General features: G+C 64.5%; 20 protein-coding genes. 19 read left to right on the forward strand and 1 reads right to left on the reverse strand.

The window, feature by feature from the left end; all coding sequences use genetic code 11:
• Positions 1-59 precede the first annotated feature (59 nt).
• The 19 genes from ATC00_RS25180 to derI all read left to right on the forward strand — a co-directional run bounded on the left by ATC00_RS25180 (position 60) and on the right by derI (position 19,588).
• Positions 60-668 (forward strand): hypothetical protein, encoded by a 609-nt coding sequence (locus ATC00_RS25180; protein WP_037380278.1) that lies wholly within the window; start codon positions 60-62, stop codon positions 666-668.
• Complete coding sequence (locus ATC00_RS25185; RefSeq protein ID WP_037380277.1) at positions 661-1,080, forward strand: phage holin family protein; 420 nt, start codon at positions 661-663, stop codon at positions 1,078-1,080. Before ATC00_RS25180 ends, ATC00_RS25185 begins: the two co-directional genes overlap by 8 nt.
• On the forward strand, positions 1,077-2,045 hold the full coding sequence (locus ATC00_RS25190) for a DUF3618 domain-containing protein (protein ID WP_037380275.1): 969 nt from the start codon (positions 1,077-1,079) through the stop codon (positions 2,043-2,045). The genes ATC00_RS25185 and ATC00_RS25190 overlap by 4 nt, the downstream gene beginning before the upstream one ends.
• Positions 2,046-2,380: 335 nt before the next feature.
• Positions 2,381-3,340 carry a sugar-binding transcriptional regulator gene (locus ATC00_RS25195; protein ID WP_064254854.1) on the forward strand — a complete coding sequence of 320 codons (960 nt, stop codon included), beginning with the start codon at positions 2,381-2,383 and terminating at the stop codon, positions 3,338-3,340.
• 221 nt (positions 3,341-3,561) lie between these two features.
• Positions 3,562-5,007: an ABC transporter substrate-binding protein gene (locus ATC00_RS25200; protein WP_064254855.1), complete on the forward strand. Its 1,446-nt coding sequence runs from the start codon at positions 3,562-3,564 to the stop codon at positions 5,005-5,007.
• 136 nt (positions 5,008-5,143) lie between these two features.
• Entirely contained in the window at positions 5,144-6,067 is a 924-nt protein-coding gene (locus ATC00_RS25205; RefSeq protein WP_037380270.1) for a carbohydrate ABC transporter permease, read from the forward strand.
• Between the two features lie 10 nt (positions 6,068-6,077).
• Positions 6,078-6,935 (forward strand): carbohydrate ABC transporter permease, encoded by an 858-nt coding sequence (locus ATC00_RS25210; RefSeq protein ID WP_037380266.1) that lies wholly within the window; start codon positions 6,078-6,080, stop codon positions 6,933-6,935.
• A gap of 6 nt (positions 6,936-6,941) precedes the next feature.
• Positions 6,942-8,057: an ABC transporter ATP-binding protein gene (locus ATC00_RS25215; protein ID WP_064254856.1), complete on the forward strand. Its 1,116-nt coding sequence runs from the start codon at positions 6,942-6,944 to the stop codon at positions 8,055-8,057.
• On the forward strand, positions 8,054-9,178 hold the full coding sequence (locus ATC00_RS25220; protein WP_064254857.1) for an ABC transporter ATP-binding protein: 1,125 nt from the start codon (positions 8,054-8,056) through the stop codon (positions 9,176-9,178). Before ATC00_RS25215 ends, ATC00_RS25220 begins: the two co-directional genes overlap by 4 nt.
• Positions 9,178-10,755, forward strand: coding sequence for an FGGY-family carbohydrate kinase (locus ATC00_RS25225; protein WP_064254858.1), 1,578 nt, complete (start codon positions 9,178-9,180; stop codon positions 10,753-10,755). Before ATC00_RS25220 ends, ATC00_RS25225 begins: the two co-directional genes overlap by 1 nt.
• Entirely contained in the window at positions 10,752-11,789 is a 1,038-nt protein-coding gene (locus ATC00_RS25230; protein WP_064254859.1) for a 2-hydroxyacid dehydrogenase, read from the forward strand. Before ATC00_RS25225 ends, ATC00_RS25230 begins: the two co-directional genes overlap by 4 nt.
• A gap of 10 nt (positions 11,790-11,799) precedes the next feature.
• On the forward strand, positions 11,800-13,311 hold the full coding sequence (locus tag ATC00_RS25235) for a glycerol-3-phosphate dehydrogenase (RefSeq protein WP_064254860.1): 1,512 nt from the start codon (positions 11,800-11,802) through the stop codon (positions 13,309-13,311).
• Positions 13,312-13,325: 14 nt separating this feature from the next.
• A complete protein-coding gene (locus ATC00_RS25240) occupies positions 13,326-14,381 on the forward strand; it encodes a class II aldolase/adducin family protein (RefSeq protein WP_064254861.1) in 1,056 nt (351 codons plus the stop codon).
• A complete protein-coding gene (locus ATC00_RS25245; RefSeq protein WP_064254862.1) occupies positions 14,378-15,661 on the forward strand; it encodes an FGGY-family carbohydrate kinase in 1,284 nt (427 codons plus the stop codon). Before ATC00_RS25240 ends, ATC00_RS25245 begins: the two co-directional genes overlap by 4 nt.
• The gene (locus ATC00_RS25250; RefSeq protein ID WP_064254863.1) at positions 15,658-16,503 is read left to right on the forward strand and encodes a TIGR01459 family HAD-type hydrolase; all 846 of its coding nucleotides are present in this window, start codon (positions 15,658-15,660) and stop codon (positions 16,501-16,503) included. The genes ATC00_RS25245 and ATC00_RS25250 overlap by 4 nt, the downstream gene beginning before the upstream one ends.
• 14 nt (positions 16,504-16,517) lie before the next feature.
• Complete coding sequence (locus ATC00_RS25255; RefSeq protein ID WP_064254864.1) at positions 16,518-17,444, forward strand: sugar phosphate isomerase/epimerase family protein; 927 nt, start codon at positions 16,518-16,520, stop codon at positions 17,442-17,444.
• A 114-nt stretch (positions 17,445-17,558) separates the two neighbouring features.
• Positions 17,559-18,344, forward strand: coding sequence for a DeoR/GlpR family DNA-binding transcription regulator (locus ATC00_RS25260; RefSeq protein WP_064254865.1), 786 nt, complete (start codon positions 17,559-17,561; stop codon positions 18,342-18,344).
• Complete coding sequence (locus ATC00_RS25265) at positions 18,341-19,108, forward strand: triose-phosphate isomerase (RefSeq protein WP_064254866.1); 768 nt, start codon at positions 18,341-18,343, stop codon at positions 19,106-19,108. The genes ATC00_RS25260 and ATC00_RS25265 overlap by 4 nt, the downstream gene beginning before the upstream one ends.
• A 42-nt stretch (positions 19,109-19,150) precedes the next feature.
• Positions 19,151-19,588, forward strand: a complete 438-nt coding sequence (derI, locus tag ATC00_RS25270; RefSeq protein WP_037380246.1) for a D-erythrulose-4-phosphate isomerase — start codon at positions 19,151-19,153, stop codon at positions 19,586-19,588.
• Between the two features lie 89 nt (positions 19,589-19,677).
• Here derI and ATC00_RS25275 read toward each other — a convergent pair whose 3' ends face one another.
• Entirely contained in the window at positions 19,678-20,658 is a 981-nt protein-coding gene (locus tag ATC00_RS25275; RefSeq protein ID WP_064254867.1) for an AraC family transcriptional regulator, read from the reverse strand.
• Positions 20,659-20,713 lie beyond the last annotated feature (55 nt).

The following is a 20,713-nucleotide window of genomic DNA, read 5'->3' on the forward strand; positions in this document are numbered from 1 at the left end:
CCGCAAGTAGCTGGTTTGAATGACATAACCAGTCGCGTTTCACGACGGGAGGAGTCAAGATGAGCAATGACACGAGCGGACGCAACCTCGGGGACCAACCCGGTTGGCCCGCAACGACGCCGGCCCGTGCCGGCAATCAGCCCGAAGCCGGAACAAGGGAAGGCGAGGGCACCATGGACCGTTCCCTGCAGCAAGCCGTCCGCGAGGATCTGGAGGAGCTCCGGCAATTTGCCGATGAGCGCACGGAAGAAGCCAAGGAAGCCGTCAGCCATGCCGCGGAGGACGAGAAGAATCTGGCCGCACGCCAGCTCGGCGGCATCGCCACGGCGCTCGAGAAGGTCGGTGGCGAACTCGAACAGTCGGACCAACGGGCGATCGGGCGCTATGCCAAGCAGATCGGCAGTTCGCTCCAGGGTTTTGCGCGCGACATCGAGGGTCGCGAGCTTGGCGAAATTGCCGCGATGGCGGAGGATTTCGGCCGGAAGCAGCCACTGGCCTTCCTCGGCATGGCGGCGATCGCCGGATTGGCCGCCAGCCGCTTCTTGACGGCCTCGGCTCATCGCCGCAGCAGGCCGGCTGTTTCCCAACCGTCCTCGCCAGCGCCGTCGGGAAGCGCTCGGCCAGGCGAGAGCGGGTGGAATTTTACGGAGGATCGGCGCAATGCTTAACCATCGGGACGATCGCCCCCTATCGGAACTGATGACCGGTCTGGTGGCGGATATATCTGGACTCTTCCGCAAGGAAATCGATCTGGCCAAAGCGGAGGCGTCTGAGAATGTCAATCGGGCGATAGGCAGCCTGGAGACGCTTCTCATCGGCTTGATCTTCGCCATCGGTGCGATCGGCGTGCTGTTGAGCGCGGCCGTCCAGGGACTGGCCGCCTTTCTCATCGCACGGGGCATGATCGAGCCGAACGCCGACGCCCTGTCGGCCGTTATCATAGGCGTCGTCGTCGCGCTTCTCGCCTGGGCGATGATCTCGCGCAGTCTGTCGAACTTGCGCGGCAACAGCCTCAAGTTCGACAAGACGGCCAGCTCCCTGCAGCGCGACCTCGACGTTGTGAAGGAGAGAGTGCAATGAACGATTATTCCCACACGCACTCGTCCGCCGAACTGCAGCGAGAGATCGAGGCCGATCGCCAGCGGATCGAGGAAAAGCTCCACGCCATTCAGGAGCGGATGTCGCCCGGTCAGCTGATGGACGAGGTGCTCGAATACGCCAAATCGAGTGGCGGCGCCGAATATATGAGCAATCTCGGTGCCGCGCTCAAGACTAATCCCATCCCCGTCGCCTTGATGGGCGTAAGTCTAGCCTGGCTGCTCGCCAATCCGGGCTCCCGCGCGCCGAAATACTCGGACAACGCCACGGACGAGTATCCGCTCGCCACGGTGACCGGTCCGGTGAAACGCACCGGCCCGATCGAGGAGAGCTTCGGCGAGCGCTACAGCCACTTCGCGGATGAAAGCGGCAATCGCTTCCGGGCAATGACGGATGCCGCCGGGCGCCGCGCCGGCCACTTCGTCGACCAGAGCGGCAAGGCCTATCGCGGCTTTGCCGACGCAGCCGGCCAGCAGATCGAAGACATACGGGACGAGACCGGCGCGTTGTTCGACGAGGCCTCAGGTTGGGCATCCAGGACATGGCGGCAGGTGAGTGCTACGGCGAGCCGGATGTCCGATAGCCTTGCGGACACCGGCAGGTCGCTCGCCGGCAGCGTGCAATCGGCCGGCCGATCTCTGGAAGACCAGGGCGCGCGATTGAATGCGGCGATCCTCCAGCATTTCCGCGATCAGCCGCTGGTCGGCGGCGCGCTCGCCTTCGCCGTCGGTGCGGCAATCGGCGCGGCGCTACCGCACACGGAGGCAGAGGACGAAGCCATGGGCGAGGCGGCGGACGAAATGCGCAGCAACCTCGCCGCGAAAGCAAATGCCGCGGTTGGCGAGGCGATGGGTACGGCACAGGACATGCTGGACAAGACCGGTAACGCCGCCCTGGAAGCCCACGATGCCGCCAGGGATCGGGTTCGCGAAACGCTTCGGGAATGACCTTTTCGCGGGGCGCGGTACCCTGATCGACGAGTGCCCGGATAAACCGCTTCAATGGACGGGCGACAGCTCCGGCTGTCGCTCGTCGATTATGCTCACCTTGTCAGCCTCGGCGCTCGCGCCAACCCACCCTCCATGGACTGATTCTATCAGCGGTCCCGGGGGCGGGCGCATTTGCGGTTCAGACGCTTTGCCATATCCCAATGATCCCCACGACGGGCAACTGCAACCACCCTGTTGACATTTTTTGCAGAACGTGAAATTTCTTTCAACAGGCGATAAAATTATCATGCGATGCAAAAAATATCACGCGGCGCAGCATCGGGCGGGAGGCAATGGCGATCATCGGAGGGTTGGCGGTTCGGGATGATGAGGCGAGCATGGCGACGCGTGCGGCCTGGCTGCACTATGCAGGCGGCTTGACCCAGGCGGAAGTCGCCAAGCGCCTCGGCCTCACTTCGTTGAAGGCGCACCGGTTAATCATGAAGGCCAACCAGGAAGGCCTGGTGAAGGTCTATATCGACGGCGACGTCTCCGAATGCGTCGAGCTCGAACAGAAGCTTTCCGGCCGCTACGGCCTCGACTATTGCGAAGTGGTGCCGGATTTCGACAGCGACGACTTGCCGCTGAAGGCGCTCGGCATTTCGGGGGCGCAATTCCTGAGGCGCGAGATCGAACGGGGCGAGACGGCACTGATCGGCGTCGGCCATGGGCGAACGCTTGCCGCCTGCGTCGAATACCTGCCGCGCACACCCAGCAACAACACCCGCTTCGTTTCGCTGCTCGGCGGCCTGACGCGCAAATTCTCTGCCAATCCGCATGACGTGATCCATCGGCTGGCGGAGCGTACCGGTGCCGAAGCCTTTGTGATGCCGGTGCCGTTCTTCGCCAACACGGTCGAGGACCGTGACGTGCTGTTCAGCCAGCGCGGCGTTCGTGAGGTCTTCGAGCTGGCGAAATCGGCCGATCTTCTGATGGTCGGGATCGGCACGGCCGAGCGCCAGGCGTCGCTGGTTGCGACGGGCATGATCGAGATGAGCGAAATCGAGGCCATCCAGAAAAGCGGCGCCGCGGGCGAGCTGCTCGGCCACTTCTTCGACGCGAAGGGCCGGCCGATCGAGACGACCCTTTCCAACCGCACCTTCACGCTCGGCCGCGACGACCTGCGCGACCGCCGCGCCGTGGCGGTCGCCGGCGGCAGGATCAAGGCACGCGCAATCCGTGCGGTGCTCGAAAGCGGTCTCTTGAACGGGTTGATCACCGACGAGCGCACGGCGCAGGCGCTCGCCGCCTAGCGCATCGGTCCGAAAGTCGGACCCGATTTTCGGAAGGCACGATGCGGAGGTTCAAAGACTGACAGCGTCCTTTGCGCGTCCTGAAGGATGCACGGGGCCGTAGGACAAACATTCTGGGCCGCGGCAGGGGGAGGAAAACCGCCGCAGCCGGGGAGGCAGTACCGGTCGGGTAGCCGGTCAGCTCATTGGAGCATTCTTACCCGCAACGGAGGAGAAAGCAGATGTATGAGAAGGAGAAAGACCTCATAAGCGCATTCCTGCGTGGCGAGGTGGACCGCCGCGGGATGCTGAAAGGCCTCGGTGCGGCAGGTCTGACGGCAGGCACCGCTGGCACGCTGTTCAACATGATGTCGACCCGGGCGCTTGCCGCCGATTTCGACTGGAAGGCGCATTCCGGCAAGTCGGTGAAGCTGCTCTTGAACAAGCATCCCTATGCCGATGCAATGATCGCCAACCTGCAGACCTTCAAGGATCTGACGGGCATGGAAGTCACCTATGACGTCTTTCCGGAGGACGTCTATTTCGACAAGGTGACTGCGGCGCTGTCCTCGAGCTCGACGGAATACGACGCCTTCATGACCGGCGCCTACATGACCTGGACCTACGGCCCGGCCGGCTGGATCACCGACCTCAACGAATGGATCAAGGATACCTCGAAGACCAATCCGCAATATGGCTGGGACGATTTCCTGCCGGGCGTCAAGGCATCCTGCGCCTGGAACGGCCAGCCGGGCGGCGCGCTCGGTTCGGAAGACGCCAAGCAATGGTGCATTCCCTGGGGCTACGAGCAGAACAACCTCTCCTACAACAAGGAGATGTTCGACAAGGTCGGGGTCGGCGTTCCGAAGAACCTCGACGAACTGCTGACGACGGCCGCAAAGCTCACCAAGGACGTTGGTGGCGGGGTCTACGGCATCGGCGTACGCGGCTCGCGCTCCTGGGCGACGATCCATCCGGGCTTCCTTTCGGGCTATGCGAACTTCGGCCAGAAGGATTTGAACGTCTCGGCCGACGGCAAGCTTTCGGCCGCTATGAACACGCCGGAATCGAAGGCCTTCCACGCCAAGTGGGTGCAGATGATCCAGGAGAGCGGCCCGAAGGACTGGTCGACCTATACCTGGTACCAGGTCGGCACCGACCTCGGCGCCGGCGCCTCGGCGATGATCTACGACGCCGACATCCTCGGCTACTTCATGAACGGCGGCGACAACAAGATGGCCGGCAAGCTTGCCTATGCGCCCTTCGCCGCCAATCCGGCCGCCTCCGCACCGACGCCGAACATCTGGATCTGGTCGCTGTCGATGTCCAACTTCTCCAAGGACAAGGATGCGACCTGGTACTTCCTGCAATGGGCGACGGGCCTGGAGCACGCGATCTTCGGGGCAACGAAGATGGATTTCGTCAATCCGGTGCGGGCGACCGTCTGGAAGGACGAAATCTTCCGCGAGCGGCTGAAGAAGAGCTATCCGGGCTATGTGGAGATGCACGACATTTCCGCGCCGGGCGCGAAGATCCACTTCACCGCCCAGCCTCTGTTCTTCGACCTCACCACTGAATGGGCGGCGACGCTTCAGAAGATGGTGGCGAAGGAAGTGCCGGTCGACGAGGGACTCGACAAGCTCGCCGAGAGCATCAACCGCCAGCTCGCGGAAGCAGGGCTCGGCTGATCACCGGCGACGCCGGCCCGTCATGGCGGGCCGGTCATCATCGACGCGAAATGTGCATACGAGGAGGGGTCTGGCCGCGCCGGCCGCGGCCGACCCCTTCATCGCCCTTCGCAAAGGCATCTGAACGGAGCTGGCCATGGCTTCAGTGACGCAAACCCGGGCAGTGCCCCGCGGCTTCAGGATCAGCAAGAGGGTTCTGCCCTATGTACTTTCGCTGCCGGCGCTTCTCGTCTGCATCGGCATCCTGATCCCGTTTTTCTCGGCGGTGGTCTATTCCTTCCAGCGCTACCGGTTGAGCCAGCCCTGGGCACGCCAGTTCAACTGGGGTGAGAACTACCTGAATTTCTTCACCGATTCCGGCTTCTGGAACACGCTACGGGTCTCGCTGCTCTACGCCGGCACCACTGTCATCCTCGAGCTGCTGCTTGGCCTCGGCATAGCCCTGCTTTTGCAGCGACGCTCGACCGTCAACAACTTCATCTCGATCATGCTGCTCTTGCCGCTGATGACCGCACCGGCGCTCGCGGCGCTGATGTGGAAGCTGATGACCAATCCCGGCTTCGGGATCCTCAGCTACTTCGCCAGCCTGATCGGCCTTGAAAACTTCCGCTGGGCCTCCTCGCCGGACACCGCGCTCCTGACGGTCGTGCTCGTCGACATCTGGGTCTACACGCCCTTCATCATGATCCTGCTGCTCGCCGGCCTTCGCTCCCTGCCGACCCAGCCCTTCGAGGCGGCCGCACTCGACGGGGTGCCGCGTACCTTCGTGTTCTTCCGCATCACGCTGCCGATGCTGACGCCCTACATCCTGACGGCGACGCTCTTCCGGCTGCTCGACTCGATCCAGCAGTTCGACATCATCTATGCGATGACGCAGGGCGGCCCGGGCGATACGCTGACAGTCTTCCAGGTCGAGGCCTATCTCAATTTCTTCCAGTCGACCAATGTCGGCCGTTCCGCCGCGCTGCTGATCATCCTGTGGGCGATCACCTACACGCTGTCGAACGTCTTCATCAAGAACTGGCTCAGGCTGCGCGAGCGCGCCCGAGGCGAGGCGTAAGGAGGTCAAGATGGAAGCCATGTCTCCGCTCGAACGGGTCCTACGCGGCATTGCCCTGACGCTGGTCGTCGTCTTCTTCATGTTCCCGATTGTCTGGATTTTCCTGATGTCCTTCCAGACGAACGAGACGATCCTGAGGATTCCGCCTTCGATCGTCTTCACGCCGACTTTGGACAACTATGCGGCGCTGATCACCGGCAAGCTGCAGACCGCCGCCGGCACGCTCGACATCGCCTTCATGCGCAATCTCGGGAACTCGGTGTTCCTGTCAGTCGTCTCCGTCGCGGTGGCGCTCGCCCTCGGCGTGCCCGCCGCCTATGCCTTTGCGCGGCACAAGTTCAGGGGTTCGGAGGATATCGCCTTCACGCTGCTCTCCTTCCGCTTCGCGCCGCCCTTGCTGGTGCTCCTGCCGTTGACGCAATATTTCCAGTGGCTTGGCCTCTCGAACACCTATTTCGGTCTGATCTGGGTCTATCAGCTGATCTGCCTGCCGCTCATCCTCTGGATCGTGCGCGGCTATTTCGAGGACATCTCGGCCGATGTCGAATATGCCTATCGCATCGCCGGCCATTCCTGGTTTTCGACCTTCCGCAAGATCGCCCTGCCGCTGGCGGGGCCTGGGATCGCGGCGGCCGGCCTGCTCGCCTTCATCTTCGCCTGGAACAATTTCGTCTTTGCGCTGGTGCTGGCCTCGGCCGACAAGCAGCCGGTGACGGTCGGCGCGCTTGCCTTCGTCACGGCCTCCGGCATCCAATACGGCCAGATCGCCGCGGCGATCGTACTGTCGATCACGCCGACGCTCGCTCTCGCACTTTACGCCCAGCGCTACCTCGTCGAAGGCCTGTCGCTCGGTGCGGTGAAGGGATAATCGCTGATGACGACACTGCAGTTGAAGAACATCGTCAAACGGTACAAGGGCCAGACAGTCCTTGATCTGTCGCTCGATGTGGCCGATGGCGAGCGTCTGGTGCTCTTCGGCCCGTCGGGCGCCGGCAAGACGGTGCTGCTGAGGCTCGTTGCCGGCGTCATCGATCCCGATGAGGGCCGCGTGCTGATCGGTGGCGAGGACATGACAGACGTCGATGCGGAGCATCGCGGCGTCGGCATGGCTTTCCAAAATTTCGCGCTCTTCCCGCATATGAGCGCCTTCGACAATATCGCCAGCGCGCTGACGGCGCGTAGATTCTCGAAGGAGGCGATCGCTGCCGGCGTCGAGAAGGTGGCAAGGCTCCTGAAGATCGACCACGTGCTCAGCCACCATCCGAAGGCGCTTTCCAACGGGCAGAAGCAGCGCACCGCACTTGCCCGGGCGCTGGTCGGCTCGCCGCCGCTGCTCCTGCTCGACGATCCGCTCCGCAACGTCGATGCCAAGCTGCGTTTCGAGATGCGCCTGGAACTGCCGCGTCTTCTCGCCGCCCAAGGCGCGACCGTCATCTACGTCACCCAGGACTATAAGGAGGCGATGGCGCTCGGTGACCGCATCGCCGTGATGTTCGAGGGGCAGCTGCGCCAGATCGGCACGCCGGCCGACATCTACGACACTCCGGCGGAGCTCGAGATTGCCCGGCTGTTCGGCGACCCGACGATCAACCTGCTCGACGTCGTGCCGCAGCGCGGGCCCGATGGCGCCTTTGCCGAACTGTCCGGCGTCCGCCTTCGCCTGCCGGGCTTCGGGCCGGAAATTGTCGGGAGGGCCTGTGTTCTTGGCGTCCGGCCGGAAAACATCACCTTCACGGAGGCCTCGGCAGTTGGGGCGATCCCCGTCACGGTCGAGGCCGAAACGCCGCTCAACGAAAAAACCGTCACGCTGACGCTGACGGCGCGCCGCCGGGAAATCCTCGTGTCGCGGCCGGCCGGAATGCCAGGCCCGCAGGCCGGCCCGGCACACCTTGCCGTCAACAGCCGGGCGACCCTGCTGTTCGACAAAGGCAGCGGCCGGCTGATGCGGCCGTCGGAGCCTGCCTCCAAGCGGAATGGAGAAGCGGCATGACCGACATTGCGCTCCTGTTGAAGGATGTCGACAAGTTCTACGGGCCGATCGATTACGGCGTCCACGCCGTCAAGAAACTCAGCATGGATGTCAGGAAGGGTGAGATCATCGCGCTTCTCGGCTCCTCGGGTTGCGGCAAGACCTCGACGCTCCGGATGATCGCGGGCTTCGAGGCGGTGTCGCGCGGCAGGATCTCGCTTGGCGGCCGCGAGATCCAGACATTCCCGCCGGTTCGCCGCAATGTGGCGATGGCCTTCGAAGGCTACTCGCTCTATCCGCCCCTGACGGTGCGGGAAAACATTGCCTTCGCGCTCAAGGCCTCAAAGCTCTCGCAGAGCACCGTCGACGAGAAGGTGGCGAGCATCGCCAGGCTGCTCGAGATCGAGGACATACTCGGCCGCTATCCGAGCTCGATCTCCGGCGGCCAGCAGCAGCGCGCCTCGCTCGGCCGGGCGCTGATCCGCGATGCTAGCCTGCACCTGCTCGACGAGCCGATGGGGCAGCTCGAGCCGCAATTGCGTGCGGTGCTGCGCGGCCGCATCAAGCACTACATCAAGGAACGCGGGCTGACCGCCATTCTCGTCACCCACGACCAGACCGAGGCGAACGCGCTTGCCGACCGCATCGCCGTCATGGAAGGCGGCGTGCTGCAGCAGTTCGACACGCCGCAGCGGATCAAGGAGCGGCCGGCCAATCTCTTTACCGGCACCTTCGTCGGCGAGCCGCCGATGAACGTCTTCGAGGCGAGCGTTAACGCCTCCGAAAGCCGCCTGGCCTTCGGTCTCAAGGAGGGTATCCGGCTCGAATATGCCGCGTCCGATTTTTCGCATGCGGTGCGCGATGCGCTGAGAAAGCGCCAGCGGGTGGTTCTCGGCGTCAGGCCCTATGCGGTGAAGCGCAGTGCCGACGGAGTCACCGGCCGCGTCGCCGTCAATCAGTGGCTCGGCGACCAGACGCATATCGCCGCAGATTTCGCCGGTGGGACGCTGGTACTGGTCGAGCACGATCGGGCAAGGCTCGAGGTCGGCCAACCGATTGGCATCCGCCTCGAACCGGCGAGCCTGCATGTCTTCGACGGCGAGAGCGGCGATGCGATCTCGCATGGGGAGGAGCTCGCCTGATGCGCGACATCCTGATCGGCATCGATGCGGGAACGTCGGTCATCAAGTCGGTCGCCTTCGACCTCGGCGGCCGGCAACTCGCCATGGCAGCCGCTCCGAACAGCTACGAGGCGGTGGGGCGGACGGGCAGCGTGCAGGACCTGCGCCGCACCTGGGCCGATACGGTGAAAACCCTGGTCGAGCTCTCGGCCAGGATCGAGAACCTCCCTGGCCGCGTTGCCGCCATCGCGGTGACCGGTCAGGGAGACGGCACCTGGATGATCGACAGCGACGGCGAACCGGTCGGCAAGGGATGGCTCTGGCTCGATGCGCGGGCCAGCGAAACGGTCGAGCGGCTGCGCGGCGACAGCGGCGATGTCGAGCGGTTCTCGCACACCGGTTCGGGTCTGGCCGCCTGCCAGCAGGGGACGCAACTGCGCTGGATGATGGATCATGCGCCGGAGATGCTTGCCGGCGCGACCACCGCCTTTCATTGCAAGGACTGGCTCTATTTCAACCTGACGGGCGAGCGCGCCACCGACCCGTCGGAGGCGAACTTCACCTATGGCGATTTCCGTACCCGGCAATATTGCGACGAGGTGATTTCCTTCCTCGGCCTCGAGAAGCTGAGGCATCTGCTGCCGGAAATCGTCGACGGGGCGACGACGCAGCATCCGCTGTCAAAGGCCGCCGCCACGGCCACCGGCCTTCCGGCCGGGACGCCCGTGGTGCTCGGCTATGTCGACGTGGTTTGCACGGCGCTCGGCGCAGGACTTTATGATCCGGGAACCGACGCGGGTTGTTCGATCATCGGCTCGACCGGCATGCATATGCGGCTGGCAACGAGCGCAGAAGACGTCCGGCTCAACCGCGATCTGACCGGCTACACGATGTGCATGCCGATCCTGAACACCTATACGCAGATGCAGTCGAACATGGCGGCGACTCTCAACATCGACTGGATCCTTTCGATCGCCGGGGGTGTGCTGAAGGGTATGGGGGTCGAAAAGTCCAAGGGCGAGTTGCTCGCCCACGTGGATGGCTGGCTTGAGGAGGCAAGGGGCACGCCGCTTCTCTTCGAGCCCTATATTTCCGAGGCCGGCGAGCGCGGGCCCTTCGTCGACGCCTCGGCGCGGGCGTCCTTCGTCGGGCTGTCGAGCACCCATGGCTTCGGCGACATGGTGCGGGCCGTCTTCGACGGCCTCGCCCTTGCCGCCCGAGATTGTTATGCCGAAATGGGGCCGCTGCCGGAACGCATTCGGCTGACCGGCGGTGCGGCGCGCAGCGCCTCTCTGCGCCGCATCCTCGGCGGTGCGCTTGGCGCCAGCATCCAGACCAGCGAACGGGAAGAGGCGGGGGCCGCAGGCGTCGCGATGATCGCCGCAGTTTCGCTCGGCATCTATCCCTCGATGGCCGATTGCGTTGGCGATTGGGTGCGGCCGCAGCAGCGCCCTGGCGAGCCGGCCGACGAGGAACTGGTCCGGCGCTACGACGCGCTTTTCCCCGCCTATCAGCAGTCGCGCCTCGCGCTCAGGCCCGTCTGGCACGCGCTCTCCCACGCGGCCGGCTCGGGGGATCAACAGGACAAACCGAAATGAAGAAGATTGCCATCATCGGCGACCGGTTCATGCTGCCGGAGGTGTTCCGCGACAAGATCGTGGAGGCCTGCGGCGACGGGCATGAGATCCGCACGGTTGAACAACCTTGGCCGGATGTGCCCATGGAGCACGGCTACGCGGTCGAGGGCATGGACGGGCTCAAGGAATATCTCGGCAAGCCCGCCGAGATCATCCGTTTCGTCGGTGACGCCGAAATCCTGGTGACGCAGCTTGCGCCCTTGTCGCGGGCGATGCTTGCGGAGCTGCCGAACCTGAAGCTCGTCGCCGTCTCCCGCGGCGGTCCGGTCAATATCGACATGAGTGCCGCGCGCGATGCCGGTGTGCGGGTCGTTAACACGCCGGGGCGAAATGCGAGCGCCGTAGCGGAGTTCACGATCGGCGCCATTCTCGCAGAGACGCGGCTGATCCGGGTGGGCCACGAGGCGTTGCGCAAGGGCGAATGGCGCGGCGACCTTTACCGCGCCGACCGCACGGGCCGCGAGCTTTCGGAAATGACCGTCGGCGTCGTCGGCTACGGCAATATCGGCACCAAGGTCGTCCGGCTGCTGCGCGCCTTCGGTACCAAAGTGCTCGTCCACGACCCCTATGTGCAGCTCAGCGCCGAGGACCGTAACGCGGGCGTCGAGCATGTTTCGTTCGACGAACTCCTGGAACGCTCGGACGTGGTGACGCTGCATCCGCGCGTGACCGCGGAAACGCGTAACATGATGAACGCCGAGAGTTTCGCGAAGATGAAGCCGGGGGCGATCTTCGTAAACACCGCGCGCGGACCGCTCTGCGATTATGAGGCGCTTTACGACAATCTCGTCAGCGGTCACCTGTCGAGCGCCATGCTGGAGACCTTCGCGGTCGAGCCGGTGCCTGAAGAATGGCCGTTGCTCAAGCTGCCGAATGTCACCCTGACGCCGCATATCGCCGGTGCCTCGGTCCGGACCGTCACCTATGCAGCGGAAATGGCCGCGGAGGAGGTGCGCCGCTACATCGCCGGCCTGCCGCCGGTCAATCCGTGCTGAGGGGACGGCGATGAGCGAGCCCGCGACATACGATCTCTTCGTCATCGGCGGCGGCATCAACGGCGCGGGCATCGCCCGCGACGCGGCGGGGCGGGGTCTCTCCGTGCTGCTCTGCGAGAAGGACGATCTTGCTCAGGGCACCAGCTCGCGGTCCGGAAAGCTCGTTCATGGCGGCTTGCGCTATCTTGAGTACTACGAGTTCCGGCTGGTGCGCGAGGCACTGATCGAGCGTGAGGTACTGCTCCGATCAGCGCCGCACATCATCTGGCCGATGCGCTTCGTGCTGCCGCACAATCCCGCCGACCGACCGGCCTGGCTTGTTCGGCTCGGGCTGTTTCTCTACGACCATCTCGGCGGCCGCGAACGCCTGCCGGGCACCCGGACGCTTGACCTCAGGACGGCGCCGGAAGGCGCGCCGGTCAAGACGGCCTATCACAAGGCGTTCGAATACTCCGATTGTTGGGTGGACGATGCCCGGCTGGTCATCTTGAACGCGCTCGATGCCGAGCAGCGAGGCGCCCGGGTTCTCACCCGCACCGCCTGCACGAGCATCCGCCGGCGCGGCGATCTCTGGCAGGTCGAGATGACTGATGCAGGGACCGGTGCGAGGACAGAGGTCAAGGCGCGCTGCGTCGTCAACACCGCTGGCCCCTGGGTCAACGACGTGATCGGCCGGGTCGCCGGGCTCAATTCCCATCGCAGCGTTCGGCTCGTCAAGGGCAGTCATATCGTCGTGCCGAAGTTCTGGGAGGGCCGACAGGCCTATCTCGTCCAGAATCCCGACAAGCGCGTCATCTTCATCAACCCCTATCAGAACGATCTGGCTCTGATCGGCACGACCGACATTCCCTACGAGGGACGACCGGAGGACGTAGCCGCCGATGCCGATGAGATCGGCTATCTCATGAAATCGGTGAACCGCTATTTCAAGCAGCAGCTCAGCGATTCGGACATTATCCAGTGCTTTTCCGGCGTCCGGCCGCTTTACGACGACAATGCCGAGAACCCGTCGGCCGTGACGCGCGACTATATTTTCGAGCTGGATGCGGCAAACGGCAAGGCGCCGCTGCTTTCCGTCTTCGGCGGCAAGATCACCACCTTCCGCAAGCTTTCCGAACATGCGCTGGAGCGACTGGAACCCTTCTTTCCGAAAATCGGGCCAGCCTGGACCGCGGGTGCCCACCTGCCGGGCGGCAACATGGCGGGGGCGGATTTCGACCACTTCCTCGGCGAGCTGCGGGCCCGCTATCGCTGGCTGCCGGCCGATCTGTTGAAGCACTATGCCAGGCTTTACGGCACGCGGACCCACGCGCTGATCGACGACGCCTCCTCGCTCGACGAGCTCGGCACGGCCTTCAGCCGGCTTTTCCGCGAGCGCGAAGCCCGCTTCCTGATCGAGACCGAATGGGCGCGGACGGCCGAGGATCTGCTCGAGCGCCGCACCAAGCATGGCCTGCATATGAGCGAAACCGAGAAGCGGGCCTTCGGCGGTTGGCTTAAGGGCCAGCAGGCGGCGGCATGAGAAGGGGGCAGGCGATGTTGCGAAGCTCCGAATTCGAAGCGCTTCTGGATCTGTCGGCGCGCATCGGCGCCGATCCGGAGCTCGTCCAGGGCGCCGGCGGCAATACCTCGATCAAGGAGGGCGATACCCTCTGGATCAAGGCCTCGGGACTTTGGCTCGCCGAGGCCCGGGCTCGCGATATCATGGTGCCGGTCGCGCTCGATCCGCTGCTTGACGCGCTGGAGCGCGACGATCCGGCGGCGGAGAAGGCCCAGGACTTCGTCATCGAAGAGCTCAACCCTTCCGGGCTCCGGCCGTCGATCGAAACCACCGTGCATGCGCTGATGCCGCAGAAGGTGGTCATCCATGTCCATTGCGTGGCGACGATCGCAGCCGCGGTGCAGACCAACGCTGCGGCCATCGCGGCGGAGAGGCTTGCCGGCATTCCCTATGCCTTCGTGCCCTATGCCCGTCCCGGCCTGCCGCTCGCCAGAGCAATCGGCGAACGCATCGATGCGGACACGGCCGCGCTGGTGCTCGGCAATCACGGGCTGGCGGTCGCTGGCGACACGATCGAGGATGCGGCGCTTCTGCTTGTCGATGTCTCCGATCGCTTTGCCGGCCTCGTGCGCCAGGCTCCGGCCGCGGACCTGCAGGCGCTGTCGCGCCTTGCGGTAAACAGTGCATATCGACTTCCGGAGGACGAGAGACTGCATGACGCCGCAACCGATCTCGAAAGCTGCAGGATCGCCGCCGGCGGCAGCCTCTATCCCGACCATGTGATCTTTCTCGGCAAGGGGTCGGTCATCGCCGCGCCAGGGGACACGGCTCTTTCGGTCGAGGCGCGCTTTCTTGAAGCCCGAGAGACGTTGCCGCCGGTTCTGCTTTTCCCAGGCAAAGGGGTGTTGGTCCTCAAGGATATGACCGCCGGTGCGCTTGCGATGGCCCGTTGCCTTTCCGATGTGGCAGCACGCATTCCGGCGAGCGCGCGGCTGCGCTACCTGACAGATGCCGAAAATGCCGAGCTTCTCGGTTGGGATGCGGAAAAATACCGTCAGCAGCTGAACCGCGCCGGGCAGGTGCTGCAATGAGCGGGGCAGGCGGGCTCGTCCTCGGCATCGATATGGGCACGTCCGGTGCCCGTGCCGTGGCGATGGACGAGGCCGGGAACGTCGCCTCCTCGGGCGCCGCCAAGCTCGCCGCCTTTTCCGAGGACCATCGTGATCCGATGGGTTGGTGGAAGGCAGTGCAGGCAGCACTTCTGGAGGCGCTTGCGGCAATCGATCCAGCACGCGTGCGTGCAATCAGCATCGACGGCACGTCCGGGACGATGCTGCCGGTTACGGCCGACGGCGCGCCGCTGGCAGCGCCGCTAATGTACAACGACCCGGTCAACGACCCCGCCGTTCTTGGTCGCATCGCCGCACAGGCGCCGCAGGAAAGCGCCGCGCACGGCGCGACCTCCGGTCTCGCCAGGCTGCTGGCGTTTCAGTCGCTGCCGGGCATTTTCCGTGTGATCCACCAGGCCGACTGGCTCGCCGGGCATCTGTCCGGCCTCTACGATGTCACCGACGAGAACAACGCGCTGAAGACCGGCTACGATCCGGTCGACCGCTGCTGGCCGGACTGGTTGGCGAGGACCGATGCCCGGGTCGAGCTGCTGCCGACCGTCCTGCCGGCCGGCGCGCCCGTCGCGACGATTTCGCCGGCGGCGTCGGACGCCTTCGGACTGCCGGGGGACACGGTCGTTGTCGCCGGCACGACGGACGGCTGCGCCTCGTTCCTCGCCACCGGCGCCGACAGGCCGGGCGACGGCGTCAGCGCGCTCGGCACGACCCTGACGGTGAAGATGCTGTCGGACCGGCCATTGTTCGCGCCGGATTATGGGCTCTACAGCCATCGGATCGGCGACATGTGGCTTGCCGGCGGTGCCTCCAATACCGGCGGTGCGGTGCTTGCCGCGCATTTTCGCGCCGAGCGGATCGCCGAACTCTCGGCGGAGATCGATCCGATGACGGAGACCGGTCTCGATTTCTACCCGTTGACGAAGCCTGGCGAACGCTTTCCGATCGCCGATCCCGCGCTTTTGCCGCGCATGACGCCACGTCCGGCGAATGACGCGGAGTTCCTGAAGGCGATTTTCGAGGGGATCGCGGCCGTCGAGAGCCTCGCCTATGAGCGGCTCGCATCTCTCGGCGGCCCACCGCTTCGCTCGGTCCGCAGCGTCGGTGGCGGCGCCGGAAACCCGGCGTGGACGGCCATCCGCGCCCGCAAACTCGGCGTGCCATTTCTGCCGGCGCTTTCCGACGAGGCGGCTGCCGGCACGGCGCGACTGGCACTGGCCGGTGCCAGGGAAGCGGGCGTGTTATGAGTGCCGTCCGGACCATCCCCGGCCTCTCGGCGATCGCCGAGGCCTATGATGCCTTCCTCGTCGACCAGTTTGGAGTCCTCAGAGACGGGCGCGGGCCCTATCCGGGCGCCGCCGAGACGCTTGTCCGCCTCAAGCACGCCGGCAAACGCATCATAATTCTTTCGAATTCCGGCAAGCGCTCGGCGGAAAACGACCGCCGATTGGCAGCGCTCGGCTTCGAGCCCGGCAGCTGGGACTGGTTCCTGACCTCGGGCGAGGTTGCCTGGCAGCTGCTCAGGCGGGAACAGGCAACCGCAGCGGGAGGGATGCGCAAATGCCTGCTGATCAGCCGCGACGGCGACCTGTCACCGCTTAAAGGCCTCGATCTCGTCCGAACGGAGAGCGGCGAAGCGGCCGATATCGTGCTGCTCGCTGGAAGCGAGGGGGACGTCCATTCGCTTGGCTATTATGAGGATTTGCTCCGGCCGGCGGCGCGGCGCGGCATTCCGTGCCTCTGCACCAATCCGGACAAGGTGATGCTGACGCGCACTGGACATGCCTTCGGCGCCGGACGCCTCGCCGAGCTCTATGAAAGCCTCGGCGGCAAGGTCCGCTGGATTGGCAAGCCGTTTCCCGACATTTACGACTTCGCGCTCGATTTTCTCGGCCGGCCCGATCCGGCGCGGGTCTTCGCGATCGGCGACAGCGTCGAGCACGACATCGCCGGCGCGGCCTCTGCCGGGCTCGGCTCGGCGCTGGTCGCCACCGGCATTCTCGAACAGCAGTCGGAGGAGGAGCGCCGAAGGCTCTTTGCGGCACACGGCGCATCGCCCGATTTCATCCTCCCGAGATTTCTTTGGTAGCCAGGAGACCGGCCATGGCCTTCACGCTTTCGCTCAACACCAATCCCCTGGTCAACCGCTTCGCCGAGCCGGACGATCTGATCGACACGATCGCCACGAAAATCCGCATCGGCTACGTGCAGCTCACCCACGAATTCGTCAATCCGGGATGGCCGCCGGCGACGATTAGCAAGCTGACCCGGCAGTTCCGGGCGGCGCTTGCCCGCACCGGCGTCAAGATCACCTCGGGCATGACCGGGCCCTATGGCCGGCTGAACCATTTCGGCCACCCCGACCCGGACGTGCGCCGCTACTATGTCAACTGGTTCAAGACCTTCGCCGATATCTCGGCCGAACTCGGTGCCTCCGCCATCGGTACGCAGTTTGCGATCTTCACGTTGAAAGACTACCACGACCCGGTTCGCCGCGAGGAACTGATGGCGATCGCCATCGATTGCTGGCGCGGCGTGGCGGAGCACGGGAAGGCGGCCGGGCTCTCCTATGTCTTCTGGGAGCCGATGTCGGTCGGCCGCGAATTCGGCCACACGATCGTGGCATGCCGGGAGTTCGACCGTCGCCTCGCCCAGGCCGAGTTGCCGATCCCGATGAAGATGATGGTCGATATCGATCATGGCGACGTCACTTCGGACAATCCCGCCGATATTGATCCCTATTCCTGGGCGGAAGCCTTTCCGCGGCAATCGCCGATCATTCACGTCAAGCAGTCGTCAATGAACAAGGGTGGCCATTGGCCCTTTACCGCAACCTACAACAAGGATGGCCGAATCACGCCCGAGCGGCTGCTCGATGCGGTGAGAAGGGGCGGGGGAACGGACAACGAAATCTGCCTCGAACTATCGTTCCGCGAACGCGAGCCGAGCGATCACCAGGTCGTCGAGATGATCCGCGAGTCGGTGGAATTCTGGGAGCCTCACATCGATACGGGCTTTAATGATCGATGAAAAATCACAAAGTAAAATAACAAAATATCGCCTCGTGAATTGAAAAATCACATCCTTGTGTTATGTTTTTGATGGGAAGCGGGCTTTGGACCCCGCCGAAAAGGGACTATCACAGTGAAACCGGAAGACCGGCGACAGACGATCATGGACGTTCTGATGGAGGCGGGAACGGCCTCTGTCGAAGACCTTTCGATTCGCTTCGGTGTCAGCAAGATGACGGTGCATCGCGACCTCGACGACCTGGAGCAGGCCGGTCTGCTGCGCAAGGTCCATGGCGGCGCGTCGATCCAGTCGAGTCCGCAATTCGAGAGCGACTTCCGCTACCGCGAAAAGATCGCCACGGCGGAGAAGCGACGGATTGCCGAACATGCCGCAACGCTGATCGAGCCCGGCCAGAGCATCATCATCGACGACAGTTCCACCGCCGGTGCGATTGCCGCCTGCCTCAAGGACATCCGCCCGCTCACCGTCATCACCAACAATCTCGGCGTGATTGCCGAACTGTCGGGCGCACCGGGCATCAACCTGATCGCGCTCGGTGGCCAGTACAGCAAGAAATTCAACGGCTTCTTCGGCATCGTCACGGAAGAAGCGCTGCGATCGCTCCGGGCCGACGTCGCCTTCCTATCGAGTTCGGCAATCGAAGGCGTCACGGCGTTCCACCAGGACCAGGAGGTCGTGCAGACAAAGCGGCAGATGATGAAATCGGCGACGCGCAAATACCTGCTCGTCGATCATGGCAAGTTCGGCCGTTCCGCCCTGCATTTCCTGACCGGGCTCGACGTTTTCGATGCGGTTCTGACCGGCAGCGAGGTTTCGCAAGACCATGCCGCCACCCTCGGCGAGGCCGGCATCAAGCTCATCACTGTCAGCGACCAGAAGATAGCGGAGAAGGCATGAGCAAGTCGCGGGTCTGGGTCGGCACCAGCTGGAAGATGAACAAGACGCTGTCGCAGGCGATGGTCTTTGCCGAGGGCCTGGCGGCTGCCGATGCGGAGCGCGACCCGCGCATCCAGCGCTTCGTCATACCGCCGTTTACGGCGGTCCGTGAGGTGAAGGCGACGCTCAAGGAGACGAGTGTCAAGGTCGGCGCCCAGAACATGCATTGGGACGATGCCGGCGCCTGGACCGGCGAGATTTCTCCCTTGATGCTGACGGATTGCGGGCTCGATCTCGTCGAACTCGGCCACAGCGAGCGCCGCGAACATTTCGGCGAGACCGATCGCACCGTCGGGCTAAAGACGGCGGCCGCCGTCAGGCACGGTCTCGTGCCGCTGATCTGCATCGGCGAAACACTCGCCGAACGGGAGGCGGGCGAGGCGGATGCGGTCCTCAAGCGCCAGGTGGAAGGCGCGTTCGCTCTCCTCGACGGCGCCGCAAGACAGGCACCCATCCTGCTCGCCTACGAGCCCGTCTGGGCGATCGGTGTCAAGGGCATCCCGGCGACCGCCGACTATGCCGACGCCCGCCACAGGCGGATTGCCGAGGTGGCCGAAAGGGCCCTCGGCATCGCCGTGCCGGTTCTCTACGGCGGCAGCGTCAATCCTGAAAACTGCGAGGAGCTGATTGTCCAGCCCCATATCGACGGCCTCTTCATCGGCCGCTCCGCCTGGGAGGTCGGCGGCTATCTAGACATTCTGAAGCGAGTCGCCGGCGCGATCTGACCGGCCGAGGGTTTGGAACAAGTGCGGAAAGGAAAAAACCCCATGAAGATTGCAATTGGAGCCGATAGTGCAGGCAAGCCCTTGCTCGACGTCATCGCCGCGCATCTCGACGGCCGGAGCGGCATCGAGGTCAAGGACCTGAGCCAGGCCGGTTTCTACGCCGACCTGTCGGAAAACCTCGCAAGGACGATAACGGCCGGCGAGAACGATCGCGGCATCCTGATCTGCGGCACCGGCATCGGCGTCTGCATCTCCGCCAACAAGGTGCCCGGCATACGAGCGGCCCTCACCCACGACACCTATTCGGCCGAGCGGGCGGCGAAATCCAACAACGCCCAGATCATCACCATGGGAGCGCGGGTCATCGGCCCGGAACTGGCGAAATCGATCGTCGATACCTGGCTCGCCTCCGAGTTCGACCCGCAAGGTCCGTCGGCCGGCAATGTCCAGGCGATCGATCGTCTGGATGCAGGCAAATAAAGCTCCCTTTCCGCATCGCCCGTGATCCTCCCTCGGGAAGTGCGGCGTTGACGCCCGGCAGCAATGCCGGGTGTTTTCGTTGTGCTCACTTACTTTTCGCTGCCGATACTCAACCCGGGCTCCTCGGCGCCGCGATAATGGCTCGGTGGAGCGCCGATGACGCGCTTGAAGGCGCGGCTGAAGGCCGCTTCAGAGTCATAGCCCAGGTGCCGTGCTACGACAGAGATGCGCATACGGTCGCGGCTCAGCCACTGGCGCGCCTGATGCATGCGCACCTGCGTCAGATAGCGCGCCGGCGTCTCGCCGACCACGGAACGAAACTGCTGGGCGAAACCGGAGCGCGAGGCGCCCATGACCTTGGCAAGGCTATCCACCGTCCAATTCTTTTCGGGATCGAGATGGATGGCGGCGATCACCCGGCCGATGGCCGGATGCCGGACCGCGGCCATCCAACCGCTGGTGTCGCCGCACCCATGCTCCACCCAGGACCGGATGATAAGCGCGGCAAGCACGTCGGCGAGGCGCGCCAGCACGCCGCCCGAGCCGACGCGGCTTGCCCCCACCTCACGCGCCATCGCTTCGAGCAAATGCGGGATTGCCGGCTCGCTGGCGGTGAGCGCGTCGATGCGCATGACGTCTGGCATCAGGCGCAACAGGGGATGCATGGCGTCGACGTTGAATTTCAGGCTGCCGCAGAACAGGATCGTCGTCTCGCCCCTGCCGCCGCCGCAGACGTCGTAGACACAGCGGCAGACCTCGCGGACCGAATAGGTCTCGAGCGGCGATAGCGGTTCACCCGGCGCGCTCGCCAGCGCATGCTCGATGCCGCGTGGCAGCAGCACGGCGTCGCCGCGCTTCAATTCGATCCACTCGCCATCCGGAACGCGCAGCCAGCAGACGCCGCAGATGAAGTGAAAGCGCGCGGCTTCCTGGGCCGGGAAGCGAATTCCCCAGGGCGCCGCCAGCTCGCAGCGCCCGTAATCGACGCCGTCGAGGCGCAGGCCCCGCAGCATTTCGGTCAGGGAGTCGTCCGTGGTTGCGGCTGGAAATTTGGACGAATGATCAAGCATTCCGGAATAACTAACATGGAATGTCCAGCAGGTCACGGCTTATCTAACGAGGACT

Source organism: Sinorhizobium americanum (genome assembly GCF_001651855.1).
GTDB classification, from domain to species: domain Bacteria; phylum Pseudomonadota; class Alphaproteobacteria; order Rhizobiales; family Rhizobiaceae; genus Sinorhizobium; species Sinorhizobium americanum.

Excerpts from the sequence above, each read along its gene's own strand:
- ATC00_RS25190 (WP_037380275.1), top strand. The coding sequence starts at position 1,077 with ATGAACGATTATTCCCACACGCACTCGTCCGCCGAACTGCAGCGAGAG.
- ATC00_RS25265 (WP_064254866.1), top strand. The coding sequence starts at position 18,341 with ATGAGCAAGTCGCGGGTCTGGGTCGGCACCAGCTGGAAGATGAACAAG.
- ATC00_RS25235 (WP_064254860.1), top strand. The coding sequence starts at position 11,800 with ATGAGCGAGCCCGCGACATACGATCTCTTCGTCATCGGCGGCGGCATC.
- ATC00_RS25195 (WP_064254854.1), top strand. The coding sequence starts at position 2,381 with ATGGCGATCATCGGAGGGTTGGCGGTTCGGGATGATGAGGCGAGCATG.
- ATC00_RS25240 (WP_064254861.1), top strand. The coding sequence starts at position 13,326 with ATGTTGCGAAGCTCCGAATTCGAAGCGCTTCTGGATCTGTCGGCGCGC.
- ATC00_RS25225 (WP_064254858.1), top strand. The coding sequence starts at position 9,178 with ATGCGCGACATCCTGATCGGCATCGATGCGGGAACGTCGGTCATCAAG.
- ATC00_RS25255 (WP_064254864.1), top strand. The coding sequence starts at position 16,518 with ATGGCCTTCACGCTTTCGCTCAACACCAATCCCCTGGTCAACCGCTTC.
- ATC00_RS25220 (WP_064254857.1), top strand. The coding sequence starts at position 8,054 with ATGACCGACATTGCGCTCCTGTTGAAGGATGTCGACAAGTTCTACGGG.
- ATC00_RS25215 (WP_064254856.1), top strand. The coding sequence starts at position 6,942 with ATGACGACACTGCAGTTGAAGAACATCGTCAAACGGTACAAGGGCCAG.
- ATC00_RS25230 (WP_064254859.1), top strand. The coding sequence starts at position 10,752 with ATGAAGAAGATTGCCATCATCGGCGACCGGTTCATGCTGCCGGAGGTG.
- ATC00_RS25185 (WP_037380277.1), top strand. The coding sequence starts at position 661 with ATGCTTAACCATCGGGACGATCGCCCCCTATCGGAACTGATGACCGGT.
- ATC00_RS25205 (WP_037380270.1), top strand. The coding sequence starts at position 5,144 with ATGGCTTCAGTGACGCAAACCCGGGCAGTGCCCCGCGGCTTCAGGATC.
- ATC00_RS25180 (WP_037380278.1), top strand. The coding sequence starts at position 60 with ATGAGCAATGACACGAGCGGACGCAACCTCGGGGACCAACCCGGTTGG.
- ATC00_RS25200 (WP_064254855.1), top strand. The coding sequence starts at position 3,562 with ATGTATGAGAAGGAGAAAGACCTCATAAGCGCATTCCTGCGTGGCGAG.
- ATC00_RS25275 (WP_064254867.1), bottom strand. The coding sequence starts at position 20,658 with ATGCTTGATCATTCGTCCAAATTTCCAGCCGCAACCACGGACGACTCC.
- ATC00_RS25250 (WP_064254863.1), top strand. The coding sequence starts at position 15,658 with ATGAGTGCCGTCCGGACCATCCCCGGCCTCTCGGCGATCGCCGAGGCC.
- ATC00_RS25210 (WP_037380266.1), top strand. The coding sequence starts at position 6,078 with ATGGAAGCCATGTCTCCGCTCGAACGGGTCCTACGCGGCATTGCCCTG.
- ATC00_RS25245 (WP_064254862.1), top strand. The coding sequence starts at position 14,378 with ATGAGCGGGGCAGGCGGGCTCGTCCTCGGCATCGATATGGGCACGTCC.
- derI (WP_037380246.1), top strand. The coding sequence starts at position 19,151 with ATGAAGATTGCAATTGGAGCCGATAGTGCAGGCAAGCCCTTGCTCGAC.